Origin of the sequence: Chryseobacterium sp. ON_d1, assembly GCF_006829085.1 — a bacterium.
Classification (GTDB): domain Bacteria; phylum Bacteroidota; class Bacteroidia; order Flavobacteriales; family Weeksellaceae; genus Chryseobacterium.
Window position 1 is genome coordinate 230,765 of record NZ_BJTC01000010.1, and the last position, 15,219, is coordinate 245,983.

A 15,219-nucleotide genomic window follows, 5' to 3' on the forward strand; every position below is an offset into this window, starting at 1 on the left:
ATTTGGCATAGTTTTGATAATTGTTACCTTTGCAAATTAAAATCTAAAATTTATTAATGGAAATAGCAATCAAACTTTTTCAGTTCATTCTGAGCATCTCTATACTTGTGCTTCTTCATGAGCTTGGGCATTTTTTACCGGCAATATGGTTCAAGACCAGAGCAGAGAAGTTTTTCCTGTTTTTTGATCCTTATTTCTCCATATTCTCCATGAAGAAAATCAACGGAAAATGGCAGTATAAATTCTTATCAAAGAATCTGCCGGATTCTGAAGTAATAGAAGTGAACGGAAAGAAGGAAGAGGTTCCTATCGATATATCAAAACTTCCGGACAACGACTGGAGAAAACACCCTGAACAAACGAAATACGGAATCGGATGGCTCCCTTTTGGAGGATATGTGAAAATTGCCGGAATGGTAGATGAAAGTATGGATACTGCCCAAATGAAAAAACCGGCAGAACCATGGGAATTCAGATCAAAACCAGCCTGGCAGAGACTTATTATTATGTTGGGAGGAGTTACCGTTAACTTTTTCCTTGCCTGGTTAATTTACAGCTGTCTGTCTTTCTTCAATGGGGAGACATATACAGATATTACAAAGTTCAGCAATGGTATTGAAGCAACTGCTGCAGGAAAGAAAATGGGCTTCCAGAATGGTGACAAAATCATCAGTGTAGACGGTAAACCTGCAGAAAGACTTGAAAACACCTCCATCAATATTCTTTTAGGAAACAATGTTACGGTAGAAAGAAATGGCCAGGAAGTGACTTTCCCGGTAAATGCTGATGGCGTAGCTGACGTTCTTAAACAAAGAGAAGCAAAACTGTACATCACACCAAGAGTTTCGATGGTCATCGATTCACTGGCGACTCCTTCTTCCCAGGCTTCAGGATTGGCAAAAGGAGATAAAATAGTAGGCATCAACGGTAAAAAAGCAGCATTCTTTGATGAGGTAGCTGCTCTTTTAAGTGAAAATAAAGGAAAAACAGTTTCTGTTGATGTTGAAAGAAATGGGGCATTACAGACATTACCGGCAGTTTCTGTTGATAAAAACGGAAAACTGGGTATTGCTATTGATACAAAAAGTATTGCTAAGTCTATTGTAACAAATAAAAAATATTCTTTCGGAGAAGCTATTCCAAGAGGATTCACAAGAACGATTGAAGCATTAACAACTCAGGTTAAACAGTTCAAAATCATGTTCAACTCTAAAGTTCAGGGTTACAAGAATGTGGGAGGTCCTATTGCAATTGTAAAGAACATGCCTGTAGATAAAGATGCAGACGGAAGCTTTAAGATCAATTGGGTGGCTTTCTGGAGCTTTACCGCTATGTTCTCCGTATGGTTGGCATTCCTGAACCTTATTCCGATTCCGGGACTTGATGGCGGACACGTTTTATTTACACTATATGAAATTATTGTGGGGAAACCAGTTCCACAGAAAGTTTTGGAAAACGCACAGATGATCGGAGTTATCTTCCTGTTAGGCTTGATGTTACTGATCTTTGGAAGTGACATATTCAAGGTATTTACAGGGAAATTATAATTTTTTTGAAAATTTCTTTTAAAAATATTTGTAGGGTATAAATATTCGTCCTATATTTGCACCACTTAAAACAAAGGACATTCCTCCTTAGCTCAGTTGGTTAGAGCATCTGACTGTTAATCAGAGGGTCGCTGGTTCGAGCCCAGCAGGAGGAGCAAAAAGACTTACAGAAATGTAAGTCTTTTTTTGTTTTTATTTTAGGCTCATACTTAATTCAAAAAAGACAGTTATTTGCAATTTATCTGTTTTACTGAATATTATTCTCCTTATCAGGCATTTACTTGTAACTATTTCCTCAATAATCCGACTATTCTTCTTTAGAATAATATGGATTGAGAAAATTTTCATCCTGTAAATACTTTTCTACAACGACAAAGAATAATCAAATCAATATATAATATCATATTGCATAAATATCCAATTGTACCATGAAGAAAACTATTATTTCGTTATTAACAGCATTTTCTATAATCGGGATTTCGGCACAGGAAAAATCCTATTTCTTATCAAGCCCTTCGTTAAGCCCTGATGGCAAGACAGCTTATTTCTCATATGACGGCGATGTCTGGAAAGTAGATGCCAATGGAGGAAATGCCTCCAGGATTACCGCTCTGGATGGAGAAGAGATCAATCCACGTCTTTCTCCTGATGGAAAATGGCTTGCATTCAGCTCTAACCAATACGGAAATTATGATGTTTATGTAATGCCTTCAGGAGGGGGTACAATCAAGCAATTGACATTCCACACCGGAAGAGACGAAATGGAAAATTGGGCATGGGATAGCAAAACCATTTATTTTACTTCCAACAGAAATAATAATTTCGGCAGTTTTAAAACTACGATTGAAGGAAAGACTCCACAGAAACTTTTCAAGAACTACTTCAACAATACCAATGGATTAGCTGAAACCCCTGCCGGAGAATATCTTTTCACAAGTTCTTCAGAAAGTGCTCATCAGGTACAGCGTAAACGCTATAAGGGAGAAAACAATCCTGATATTTTAGGATATGACCCCAAAAGCAATTCTTTTAAGCAGTATACCAATTACGAAGGAAAAGACTTTAATCCAAGTGTAGACAAAAATGGGACTATTTACTTTATTTCTGATGAAAATAACGGAGAATACAATCTTTATAAAATTGAAAACGGTAAGAAAACAGCCTTAACCCAATTCGATACATCTATTAAAAAAACTTTTGTAGCAGCTAACGGATCTAAAGTTATTTTTGAAAAAGACTATCAGCTGTACACTTATGATGTAGCTTCAAAAAACATAAAGCTTCTGAACATCAGCCTGAACACTAATAAAACATTGGAAAAGGAACAGAATTTCAATGTAGAAAACAACATTTCGTATTATGACGTTTCTCCTGATGGAAAAAAAATGGCTTTTATAAGCCGTGGCGTTGTATTCGTTTCTGATGTTGAAGGAAAATTCGCCCAGCAGGTTACCGACGGAAAAGAACGCGCTATGGAAGTAAAATGGCTGAAAGATAACCGGACCCTGCTTTACAGCCAAACCTATAATGGATATCAGAATTGGTTTACCGTCTCTGCGGATGGAAAAGGACAGCCCAGACAATTAACCCAGGACCTGCGCAACAACCGCAGTATCACATTCAATAGTGACCTTTCACAAGCGGTTTATTTAAGTGGTCGGGATGAAGTAAGACTGCTGGATTTGAAAAATTTTACTTCCAAAACCATTGTAAAAGATGAAATCTGGGCATTCCAAAACTCAAGACCTTCTTTTTCTCCAAACAATGAATATGTCCTGTTCTCAGCAAAAAGAAACTTTGAACTTGATATTTTCATCTATAACATCAAAAAAGAAAAGACTCTCAACCTTACCAATACCGGTGTTTCAGAAGAGGATCCTGTATGGTCTCCAAACGGCAAGTATATTTATTTTGCCAGCGACAGGACCAATCCGTCCTATCCTTTAGGGATGCAGAAGTCCAACATTTACAGAATGGCTCTGGACTGGTTTGATGAACCATTCAAATCTGAAAAATTCGACAGCCTTTTTACCGAAGAAAAGAAGGAAACAAAAACAGACGATACGGTCAAAGACAGCAAGGACAAAAAGGAGAAGAAAGAATCTGAGAAGGAGAAAAAGGAAGAAAAAGAAAAGGAACCGGTTATAAAGGAGCTGAAAGTCAACCCTGAAGACACCCTGGACAGAATTGAGCTTGTTACCGACCGATATGGATATCAGGACGATCCGGCGGTTTTTACTGATGATAAAAAAGAGATTCTTTTATTTAATTCCAATCAGGATAATGGAAAAAGGCAGCTGTTCAAAAAAGTATTCACTGATTTTGAACCTGCCAAATCCGAAAAAGTTTTTGATAAAGCGGCATATTATTTAACTAAAAATGAGAAAAACTTATTTGCCCTGATAGAAGGCAATATTTATAAAACAACCGTAGCCACATTAAAGCCAGAGAAAATCAATATCCAATACAGTTTTGACAAAGATCTCTCTTCTGAATTTACCCAGATGTATGCAGAAGCATGGACGGGTGTTGAGGAAAACTTCTATGATGAAAAATTCCATGGCATCGACTGGAAAGCTAAAAAAGAACAATATGCCAAGTATCTTCCTTATGTGCACAACAGAAATGATCTGCGAATCTTACTCAATGATCTTTTAGGGGAGCTCAACTCTTCACATACAGGATTTTCTTCCACCGGAAAAGAAGAGACTGTATTTCTGAGCTACTTTACGAATGAAACAGGAATTATTTTCAACAAAGACCAGCCTTATGTGGTTGAAAGTATTGTAAGAAAGTCTCCTGCTTACCGTACTGGTGTTGACATCAAGCCAGGTGACCAATTGATTGCAGTCAACGGAAAAAAAGTTGACCCTAATGAAAATCGTGAATCCTATTTTGCAAGTCCTAAAAAACAGGAGGAGCTTATCCTTACTTTCAACCGGGATGGTAAAAATATAACAGCAAAAGTACATCCGATTTCAAATGCAGAACTGAAAGGCCTGCTTTACGATGAGTGGATCTTTAATAACCACCAGCGTGTTGACAGACTCAGCAACAACCGCATTGCCTACTCCTGTATGAAAAATATGTCTACAGATGAGCTTGACCGCTTCCTCCTGGATATGGTAGAACAGGAGAACAGAAAAGATGCAGTTATTCTTGACCTGAGGTATAACACCGGAGGAAATGTTCATGACAAAGTACTCAATTTTCTTTCTCAAAGACCTTATTTACAATGGAAATACCGTGAAGGAAAAATGACAACCCAACCCAACTTCGCTCCTTCCGGAAAACCTATTGTCCTGTTGATCAATGAAGCCTCATTAAGTGATGCTGAAATGACAGCAGCCGGTTTCAAAGCGTTGAAATTAGGGAAAATTATTGGACAGGATACCTATCGCTGGATAATTTTCACGTCTGCCAAAAGTCTGGTAGATGGGTCTTCTTACAGACTTCCTTCATGGGGGACCTATACACTCGATGGCCAGAATCTGGAAAAAACAGGCGTAAAACCTGATATTTATGTCAAAAACACCTTTATGGACCGACTTCAGAATAATGACCCTCAGTTGGAAAGAGCTGTCCAGGAAATCCTTAAAGATCTGAAGAAATAAATTTTTAAAATTATATTAAACTGAAAGACTTGCAGAAATGCAGGTCTTTTTTTGAATTTTTGTTTATTATTTCGCATGAATATTTCCATGATTTTAAGTTTTACCATCCTGAATTAATCTGCTTGCTAATAATCCAATAACTGCCAGTATATCAAAGTTCCAGTCATATTATGATCATTATCCATGGTTAAAGAGAGAGTCGCTAGACAACCAGCTTTTATTAGAATGTTTAGAAAGCAGAAATCTATCACATATATAATCTCTTTTTAAAAATATAAACACAAACAGCTCAAAAACTTGAAAGTATTAAAAATATTTAAGCTGGAATCATCTACTGACAAAGCTTTTATTGCAAAGATCATCATCCATTTTCCGATATTTCTTTAAAGATATTTAGAAGCAACAAAAAAACAATCAAAATATTTCTTATTGAATTTCAATACATTTAGTCAAAAGTTACTTTGAACAGGAGAGAAAAACTTGACTGATATTAATATTCCTTTTATATTTGCACCACTTAAAACAAAGGAAATTCCTCCTTAGCTCAGTTGGTTAGAGCATCTGACTGTTAATCAGAGGGTCGCTGGTTCGAGCCCAGCAGGAGGAGCAAAAAGGCTTACAGAAATGTAAGTCTTTTTTATTTATAAGGGTTTTGGTTTTCTGCGAAATGATATTTAATGTACAAAACGCCAAGTCTTTTTGTTGTTATTAATTCCCTGATTATTATGAGTTAAGCATTAAAATTTCTCCATCAATTTTTAGTCAACACATATATAATTTTCGCTACATTTGTCGTTTTATATGGTAGAATAAAAATATTTTATTTTTTTACTTATTTTTTTAATAAACTGCATGCTTTTTGTTTATGCTAATTGCCTGAAGAAACGAATGATGTTAAACAATAACTCCCAAAAACACTATCTTTTATTTTTTTTGCTGATTCTCACCGGTTCCTTATGTGCTCAGAACAAAGCCAGCGGTAAGGTGGTTGATGAAAAAAACAACAAAGAACTCAATAAAGTTGATATTTTTGTCAACAACAGCAAAACTCCTACCCTGACGACAACTTCAGGTAGTTTCATTATTCAGTCAGACAGCATTATTCATCAGTTAAAATTTTCCAGAAAAAATTACACCACAGAAACACTTGATATTACTCCTGAAAATGCTGAAAATATTTTCGTGCAGCTTTCTCAGGCTAAAGTAAGTGATATTCAGGAGATTGTACTCCAAAGTGGTAAACCCAAATACAAAAATAAAAAAGAAAATCCGGCTTATGCCATTATGCAGAAAGTCTGGGCACATAAAAGAAATAACGGACTGGAAAAATTCGATACCTATTCTTACAAAGAATACGAGAAAACACAGTTTGATCTTAACAATCTGGACAGTGCATTCATGAAGAAAAAGATTTTCAATAAACTGGATTTCATTTTCGACTACGCTGATTCTACAGCAAGCGGAAGATTGGGACTTCCTATTTTCCTGAATGAGGCCGTTTATGAAAATTATGGGAAAAACAGACCCGACAAAGACAGTAAAAGAACTTTAGTTGCTCAGAAAACTTCAGGTTTCCAGGACAATCAGGTGATTACAGTCTCCGCTAAGAACCTGTACCGTGATATTAATATTTATGACAATACTCTGAATTATTTCGATATAGGATTCCAGAGTCCTGTTGGAACAGATGGCTTCAATACCTATGACTACAGTCTTATGGATACTATTACGATCCGGGGAGAAAAGGCATTCCAGATAAGGTATCAGCCTAAAAGAAAAGACATTCTTGCTTTTCAGGGAAATCTTTACATAGACACGGATACTTATGCCGTTTTAGGAGCAACATTAAAGTCTACACAGAAAATCAATGTGAATTTCGTCAACAGCGTCTATACCCAGCTGGAATATGATAACCCTGATGAAACAACATTCCTTCCTAAAAAACTGGTTACGGAATTTGAAATGAGCCCTTTTTCAAAAAAGAAAGGATCTAAGAGCATTATAGCCAAAAGATCTGTAGACTATTCTGATTACCAATTCAATAAACCTCTTGATCCTAAAGTATTCAAGCGTACCGAAGAAGAATACGAAGACAATTTCACCAATAAAGATGAAGCTTACTGGACCAAAGCCAGACCTGACACTTTATCTAAAGCAGAACAGGGAGTCTATAACATGTTGGATAAGCTTCAGCAGACCCCGAAATTCAACCGAATGGTAAAACTGTTTGAAACACTTGGTTCACGTTATTATAATGCCTTCAAAGGGATTGACATTGGCCCTATTTTTTCAATTTACGGAAGAAATGAGGTAGAAGGTGACAGAATAAGGCTGGGAGCCAGAACCTATTTCGGATTGAATGATACCTGGAGAGCCCAGTTTTATACAGCCTACGGTTTCAAAGACCAGCAGTTTAAATATGGGGTAGAGGCACGATATATGTTTAATAAGCTCAACCGTTTTATGATTGGGGCAGGAACCAGCAGAGATATTGTTCAGCTTGGAGGACAGCTTACATCCGGAGATGGTGTTACCCCGCAATCTTCATCTACCAGTACCTTTTTTGCGAGAGGAGAAAACATTTCTTTAAGCTCTGTAAACAAAACAAGTGTGTTTGCAGCTATTGAGCCCTGGAAAAATTTTCAGATAAGAGTAGATGGAGTGATGCAGAGCATTAAGTCTGCCATTCCGGAGAAATTCAATCTGATGTATTATAAAGATGGCCAGCTAAGAAAAACAGTTAACGATTCACATGTTACCATCAGTTTGATTGCAAAACCCGGTGCAAAGTTTTCACAGACCGGAATTGACCGCTATCAGGCCAGAAACCTTGCACCAACCATTGTTTTAAGATACACCAGAGGTATTGAAGGATTATTCAATGCTGACTTTAATTACGACAAACTTCAATTCATGCTTTATAAGCCTTTTTTGATTGGAAGTATGGGAAAATTAGTTGTTAATTTTGAAGCCGGAAAGAACTTCAGTACTGTTCCTTTGGCATTACAGAATATCATTCCAGCCAATCTTTCTTATGGTTTGGTACCGAATACATTCTCTCAGCTTAATTATTATGAGTTTGTTACGGATGCTTATACAACACTTCAACTGGAGCACCACTTTAATGGTAAAATCCTTTCTTATATTCCTTTGATTAAAAAACTGAAGCTTAGAGAAGTTGCTTTTATCCGGGGAGCTTATGGAACTTTAAGTGATGATTCCAAAGCTATCAATGTAGAAGGGTTTAAATATTCTGCACCTAGCGAGCATATTTATTATGAATACGGATTCGGAATTGAAAATATAGGGATCGGAAACCTTAGAATTTTCAGAGTAGATTTCAACTGGAGAGGAAACTATCTTGACAGACCGGATATTTCAAAATTCGGTGTTAAAGCAGGTTTCCAGGTAGGATTCTAAAATAAATATATTATAAATAAAGTTTCGGCGGCTTCTTTGAAGCCGCCGAAACTTTATTTAACTTTATTATAAGCCGGGATTAAAAGCACTCACAACCCTCTACGTCAAGCAAACAACGCATTTTCTGCTCCTTTGTAAGTCCACACCATACACTACATGATGTAATAGGTTTTGCTGGGCACCATACTTCACCTCCGTTAATACTTTTCAGATCTTTTTTTGTTAATTTTTTTAAATTTTTCATGATTATTTAGTTTTATTTGCCGCCTACTCTCTTTGCTTTTCGGCTTCCGCATAATTGTTTTTATCTGAAGCCGGATAAATATATCAATATTTCACAACCAAGAGATATTATTTAACTTTTTTTAATATTTAAAAAAGCTGAACACTATTTACAGGTTCAGCTCTACTGTTATCTTAATGAAGCAGACTATCCATAAAATCCTAGTCAAAACATTCTGTACATGGCTGCGACAATATACAGTGTGATTTTTGCCATGGCGACCAGCTGCACCATTCTTCACACGACTGAAACATTGAAGGACAATATGCAGCAACTCCACCTGTAATTCCTTTTAATTTCTTCTTTGTTAATTTTCTTACATTTTTCATAGATATTTTGTTTTTAATTGTTGGTTCATTCTGTCCACTCTGAGTCATTGTAACTGACATACAAAATGGACCGTTAACAAATATAAAAATATTTCACTAATAACTGAATACATAAAAATGGCCACTTTTAATTTATGTGCATAAAAAAACCTCAGTAAAGAACTTACTGAGGTTTTAATTTTATAAAACGCTTAACAATTATGCGTTTGGCTCTACAGATACGAAAGATCTGTTATTTGCTTTCTTTCTGAAAACTACTTTACCATCTACTAGTGCAAACAAAGTGTGATCTTTACCGATTCCCACGTTATCACCTGGGTGGTGTTGAGTACCTCTTTGTCTAACAATAATATTTCCGGCAATAGCTTCTTGTCCTCCGAAAATCTTCACACCTAATCTTTTAGAGTGAGACTCTCTACCGTTCTTGGAACTACCGACTCCTTTCTTGTGTGCCATTTTATTACTGGATTATTTATTAAGTGCTTTAAATTGATCAATGTTCTTAATGATAGCAGCATCTACTTCTTCATGAGTAAGAACATTCTTTTCTAATTCAACTTTAACTGCTTTACCTAGAGTAATTAAAGTTTCTCTGTTCTCTTTTGACTGAGACAAGTTGTTTTTCTTTAAGTGATAGTTCAGCTCGTGATCTTCACTAAAGTTAACAGTTGCGTTGTCAGAAAGAACTTCACCTTTCACAGTTTCTTTTTTAGCAGAAGCTTTTTTAGCTCCTCCTTCAAAACCTGTAATACCAGTGATTACGATTTGAGTTAAAGATTGTCTGTGACCGTTTTTCACTTTGTAACCTTTTCTTCTTTTCTTTTTGAAAATGATTACTTTATCAGCTTTAACGTGGTCAAGGATCTCTGCTTCAACAGTGATTCCGTTTACAGCTGGGGCGCCTACAGTGATTGCACCGTTTACAGTAAGAAGAACTTTATCGAAAGAAACTTTTCCTCCTTTATCTCCTTTTAAACGGTTTACAAACAACTTCTGGTCTTGCTCAACTTTGTATTGAAGCCCTGCTATTTCTACAATTGCAAACATTGTTTATAAATTTTTAGTTATTTCGAGGTGCAAATATACATATAAATTTCTAAATAGCTTACAATCAAAGCAATGTTTTTTTAATTAAAATCCTATTCACTATGTTTTGAATAATTTTTTACAATAAAGTACTCACAATTAAGAGATAATTTCATACCTTCGTTTTACCAAATTGAATTTATATATGAAAAGAAACTTTAATCTCTGCTTACTAGCAGGCGCCATCGCTGTAACTTCATTGACAGCATGTAGTGATGACCAAATGGACAACAATGTTCAACCTCAGCAGGAAGCACTCAGTGCAAAAATTGACCAACCCGGAGATCTGGAAAAAATCTGCTATTATGTAGATAATAACTGGAGCTCCAGTTCTGTTTTAGTGACAGGCCTGCAAAACTCAACTGACACCAATTTTATGAACGCTCAGATGACTAAAATTGCGAGTTTATGGGGAAGAAGCAATCCCACTCTGCGTTTTGTGAACGACCCGTCCAATTTCAATTCAACGTACAATGCTATTTCCTATTCTACAGGAAAAATCTACTACGGATACGCCATCTATTATGACGCAAAATCAAAAGGAGGCGATATCGTAAACGCCATGATTCTTGCTCATGAGTATGGACATCAACTGCAATACATCTTTGGTCTTCCTTCAGTAAGCGAAAATACTGCCAGACCTAATGAGCTTGAAGCTGATGGTTTTGCTGGTTACTACCTGAGAAGACCCAATGGATACAACAAAACCAATTTCTCTGAAATTGCTGCTGCATACGAATTTGCACAGAGCATTGGCGATTACCAAACCACCAGCCCCGGACACCATGGAACTCCTGCACAAAGGAGATCAGCCGTACGTTTAGGATTTCTTTTAGGACAGTACGATCTTAATGCATCCAATTTTGATTACAACTTCTTCTATTATTATCAGGGAGTTTTAAACGGTACATATAAGATGGCTAAAAACACAGTAAACCCTGAAATTGATGCTTACATGAGTCAATACATTGATGAGCTGAGAAAAATTCAATCCGGAGAAATTTCTGCAGAAGAATTTAAACATCTTCAATAAACGAGAACATTCATTTTTAGCATATTTAAGAAAGGAGGCGGACAGTATGTTCCGCCCCTTTTTGTTTTAAAAAAATCTTTTATGTTTTAAACATTCAATTTGTTTGTATTTTTGAACTTCCAAGCAATCTATAATGAACAGAGATCTCTATATTGATTTCGCCAAAGGACTGGCTACACTCTCCATCATATTTATCCATACCGCTTTCTGGTCCGGACAGTTTTATATTCCTGCAGACATAAGGGTTTATTCCCTTGTTTTCGATGTAGCTCTTTTCTATGCACTCAGCGGCATTACTTCCGGAGCCAATATCGAAAAAACACTGTACCGTCTCCTGAAGCTACAGATTACCTATATGATATTTGTAACTTTTCTGTTCTTTTTAGATTACTTCTTTAAAGTTTTCGGATTGAGTTTCTTTTCTATGGAATGGCTCCAGGATTTTTACTCTACATTTGGCTCCAAATATTCCACCACAAGCATTTCGGCATATCCTCAATGGGAAAATCTGGGAAACTGGTATCTTCATCAATACACCAATGCTGATACTTTTCCGGTAGTAATGGGAAGCTTCTGGTACCTTAAAGTTTACTTTATTCTAACTGTTTTCGGAGTATTAATCTTAAGATTTTTTCCAAAACACATCAATTGGTTCATCGGACTTTGCATTGTGTTAACCTTATTATTCAATATATTCCCGGAATATTATCCAACGGGACAGGTGGGATACGTTGCATTTTATCTTGCCGTATTTTTAACAGGAAACAGAATGCGCGGAAAAAAGATTCCGGTCAGGGTAATCCCGGTATTGTATACAGTTGTTGGAGCTGCCCTTGCATGGATGTTCTGGTATTATGGAGAAGACGTTTTCTATAAAATCAATAAAAATAAATTCCCGCCAAAAATCCCTTATATCATCTGGACATTATTCTCTCTGGTGACATTATTTGTTCTGTATAACCGGCTGAAGATCACAAAAGAAAATATCATTACCTATATCGGGAAGAATGCCATTTTCTTTTATTTTGCACAGGGGATAAGTTCTTCATTGGTTTATTTCCTGGTAGTCCCGTTAAAAGAAAACATGCCCTGGTGGATTTTAATGATCATTGTTTATGGTATTAATATCATTTTAGCATTCATCATTTCAGCAGGACTGAAAAAAGTGGATGAAGCAGGATGCGGTCTTTTAGAATACTTCAGGAAAAACACAGCCAATGAATAATAAATGATAATAACAGCACCTTTTAAAGATCAATTTTTTTGCTGAAAGTTTTGGAGAAATCAATTCTCAACCCAAGAGTAAAAACACTTATTTCTCTTTCACCCAATGATGTTTTACCCATGGAAAATCTTTGTTCTGAATAAATCTGAACAAAATTAAAGGGATGATAAGAAACTCCAACAATACAATCATTCCTTTTAAAATCCGGATCCAGATGATACTGCCCAGGAATTATTCCTGTATTTTTTATATCAGGAACATATAAATTATATCCTGCAAGAATAGAAAATTTTTCAAGTTTATATTTTCCAAAAACCTCCAGCCCTTTAGCATTGAATACCATAATTGATTGGGATATTTCCATTCCTGGATTCTGATAAAAACTCTGGGAAAAATCTCCGTTTTTATGCAGAACAAAAAGAACACTCCAATCAAAAACTTTTCCAGTATACTTTGTTCCCAAAGAAAAATAAGTAGGCTGGCCGGTAATACCTATTGCTCTTCCATTCTCTATAAGGCGGTCACTCAGAAAAGCTCTGTTATAGGCTGCTCCGGCAAAAAAACCATCTGCAACCTCATATTGAACAGAGGCCCCAAATCCATCAATAAAATGATCATTATTTCCCCCTCTGGCCTGGATTTGCCCTCCGATATACAGATTTCCAAAGCGGTTACGGTAAATAAGAGCCTGATCCGCACGCCCCGTTCCTGTTTCTCCTCCATCAGTACCTCCAACAAACGTAGCAGATGCTCTTGCACCAAAAACATTAAACCGGTCAGTGTAAGAAGTGATATCCCGATAAACACTCCATTGCTTCCCAATGGTAAGAGTCCCATATTTCCCCAGCTCAATTCCCAGATAGCCAAGCCTGTTACCAAAAACCTGTCTCGATTGTGAAGATTCCATCGTAACAAATCCACTGGAAAGGCTACCATCCACATTAAATGAGGTACTTCCACGAAACATATTTAACTGCACTTCACCTCCTGCAATAAATCCCAATGTCCCCTTTTTGATATTCAGTTCCATTCCAATTCTTGATGCATTTTCCTGAAGCTCCATTTTATGGTCATATACCGCCATATGACCACGAAGACTCGCATAAGGCCTTAGAGATATTTCAACAGAATCTTTTACATTTTGTCCATACACAGGCAGTTCTTTCACCATAAAAAGTAATGAAAAGAGCATTAGCAAATAATATTGTCTAATCATTGTGATTGAGTCATTAGTTTTGTTATTACCGTAAAATAGCAGGGAAATGATTAATTCATATTTACAATGCTACAAAAAACATAGCTCTGATTGTGCAAAATTCAATAGAAAACAAATTCTGTCACATCAGAAGCACTACATATGTCCAATTTGTTTAAATTTACAAAAATTTTACAACATGTTTAAGTTGAAACTACCTACCGATCCAAGGTGGGCAAATATTGCAGAAGGAAACATTGGAGAAATTTTAACAGATCATGCCTGGTGCGAGCAGAAAGCAGCAACTAATGCTATCGGGCTGATCACGATGCTTCCTGAATATCCTGAGATTGTCACCGAACTTCTTGCCATTGCACAGGAAGAGCTTGATCATTTCAATCAGGTTCATGAGATCATTAAAAAGAGAGGTTTTACTTTTGGAAGAGCCAGAAAAGATGATTATGTGAATGAACTTGCCAAATTCATTGTTCAGGGAAGCAGAGAAGACCTCATCGTAGACAAAATGCTGTTTGCTGCAATGATTGAAGCCAGAAGCTGTGAAAGATTCAAAGTTCTTACTGAAAATATCAAAGATGAAGAGCTTAAAGTTTTCTACAGAGAACTTATGATTTCTGAAGCCAATCACTATACTACCTTCATCGGGTTTGCAAGACAGCTTGGAAATCCGGAAAAAGTGAACCAGCGATGGGAAGAGTGGCTGGAATATGAAGCTAATATTATTAAGTCCTACGGAAATAAAGAAACCATCCACGGTTAACACAAACAGTAAAGAGTATATCCATTGAAGAAGCCAAGCTTTGAAAATATCGCCAACCTTTTTCTGAAGAATTTTTTTCAGGGACTGGTTATTATTGGTCCTATCGGGCTTACCATCTTTGTCATCTGGTACGTGGTAAGCGCTATTGACAATCTTATTCCTTCTCTTGCCAAGCAGGTGCCGGGGCTTGTTTTCGTATCAATCATACTGTTTACTGCTATTTTAGGATATTTAGGAAATAAATTCGTAGTCGGGAGATTTTTTTTCGACACGATGGACAGCTTACTGGAGAAAACTCCTGGAGTAAAGCATATTTATACTCCTACAAAAGACGTAATGTCCTCATTTGTAGGCGACAAGAAAAAATTCAACGATCCTGTATGGGTAAAAACCAATGAAAATCCGGAAATCTGGAGAATCGGATTCTTAACTCAGAAAGAAATGTCGGACGTTGACAAGCATAATTACGTTGCGGTATATCTTCCCCACTCGTACGCCATCTCGGGCTGGGTAATTGTTACTGAAGAAAAAAACATCAAGCCTGTAGTGGGAATGACAGCAGCTTCTGCCATGAAGTTTGCCGTGAGCGGTGGTGTAGCCGGATTCCATTCTGATGAAAATATATTTAAGGCTCCGGAATAATCTTCCCTTTCTTACTTATACATTGATGAATTTGAAAAATTATTTTCAAACCCATTTTCTTTACAAA

At 36.5% G+C, this 15,219-nt stretch carries 11 protein-coding genes and 2 tRNA genes; 9 read left to right on the forward strand and 4 right to left on the reverse strand.

Going from position 1 to position 15,219, the window contains the following annotated elements:
* The first annotated feature begins 56 nt into the window (after positions 1-56).
* The 5 genes from rseP (at position 57) to CRS_RS16950 (ending at position 8,581) form a co-directional block, all read left to right on the forward strand.
* Positions 57-1,547: an RIP metalloprotease RseP gene (rseP, locus tag CRS_RS16930; protein ID WP_142725196.1), complete on the forward strand. Its 1,491-nt coding sequence runs from the start codon at positions 57-59 to the stop codon at positions 1,545-1,547.
* An 81-nt stretch (positions 1,548-1,628) separates the two neighbouring features.
* Positions 1,629-1,702: transfer RNA gene (locus CRS_RS16935), tRNA-Asn, on the forward strand.
* Between the two features lie 273 nt (positions 1,703-1,975).
* Positions 1,976-5,161 carry a S41 family peptidase gene (locus CRS_RS16940; protein WP_142725197.1) on the forward strand — a complete coding sequence of 1,062 codons (3,186 nt, stop codon included), beginning with the start codon at positions 1,976-1,978 and terminating at the stop codon, positions 5,159-5,161.
* 533 nt (positions 5,162-5,694) lie between these two features.
* Positions 5,695-5,768 (forward strand) — tRNA-Asn (locus CRS_RS16945).
* Positions 5,769-6,049: 281 nt separating this feature from the next.
* The gene (locus CRS_RS16950) at positions 6,050-8,581 is read left to right on the forward strand and encodes a DUF5686 family protein (RefSeq protein WP_228451282.1); all 2,532 of its coding nucleotides are present in this window, start codon (positions 6,050-6,052) and stop codon (positions 8,579-8,581) included.
* Between the two features lie 444 nt (positions 8,582-9,025).
* On the opposite strand, the gene CRS_RS24510 is transcribed toward CRS_RS16950, so the two are convergent.
* From CRS_RS24510 to rplU, 3 genes are all read right to left on the reverse strand, one after another.
* Complete coding sequence (locus tag CRS_RS24510) at positions 9,026-9,193, reverse strand: hypothetical protein (RefSeq protein WP_172617098.1); 168 nt, start codon at positions 9,191-9,193, stop codon at positions 9,026-9,028.
* Between the two features lie 198 nt (positions 9,194-9,391).
* Positions 9,392-9,649 (reverse strand): 50S ribosomal protein L27, encoded by a 258-nt coding sequence (rpmA, locus tag CRS_RS16960; RefSeq protein WP_002984034.1) that lies wholly within the window; start codon positions 9,647-9,649, stop codon positions 9,392-9,394.
* A 12-nt stretch (positions 9,650-9,661) separates the two neighbouring features.
* Positions 9,662-10,240, reverse strand: coding sequence for a 50S ribosomal protein L21 (rplU, locus tag CRS_RS16965; RefSeq protein ID WP_142725200.1), 579 nt, complete (start codon positions 10,238-10,240; stop codon positions 9,662-9,664).
* 184 nt (positions 10,241-10,424) lie between these two features.
* On the opposite strand from rplU, the gene CRS_RS16970 reads away from it, so the two are divergent.
* Together CRS_RS16970 and CRS_RS16975 are read left to right on the forward strand one after the other, a co-directional pair.
* Entirely contained in the window at positions 10,425-11,312 is an 888-nt protein-coding gene (locus CRS_RS16970) for a metalloprotease (protein WP_142725201.1), read from the forward strand.
* Positions 11,313-11,445: 133 nt separating this feature from the next.
* A complete protein-coding gene (locus tag CRS_RS16975; RefSeq protein WP_142725202.1) occupies positions 11,446-12,537 on the forward strand; it encodes an acyltransferase family protein in 1,092 nt (363 codons plus the stop codon).
* A gap of 22 nt (positions 12,538-12,559) precedes the next feature.
* Here CRS_RS16975 and CRS_RS16980 read toward each other — a convergent pair whose 3' ends face one another.
* The gene (locus CRS_RS16980; RefSeq protein ID WP_228451283.1) at positions 12,560-13,708 is read right to left on the reverse strand and encodes a porin; all 1,149 of its coding nucleotides are present in this window, start codon (positions 13,706-13,708) and stop codon (positions 12,560-12,562) included.
* 223 nt (positions 13,709-13,931) lie between these two features.
* On the opposite strand from CRS_RS16980, the gene CRS_RS16985 reads away from it, so the two are divergent.
* Together CRS_RS16985 and CRS_RS16990 are read left to right on the forward strand one after the other, a co-directional pair.
* Positions 13,932-14,510: a tRNA-(ms[2]io[6]A)-hydroxylase gene (locus tag CRS_RS16985; protein WP_142725204.1), complete on the forward strand. Its 579-nt coding sequence runs from the start codon at positions 13,932-13,934 to the stop codon at positions 14,508-14,510.
* Positions 14,511-14,534: 24 nt separating this feature from the next.
* Entirely contained in the window at positions 14,535-15,152 is a 618-nt protein-coding gene (locus CRS_RS16990; protein WP_142725205.1) for a DUF502 domain-containing protein, read from the forward strand.
* Positions 15,153-15,219 lie beyond the last annotated feature (67 nt).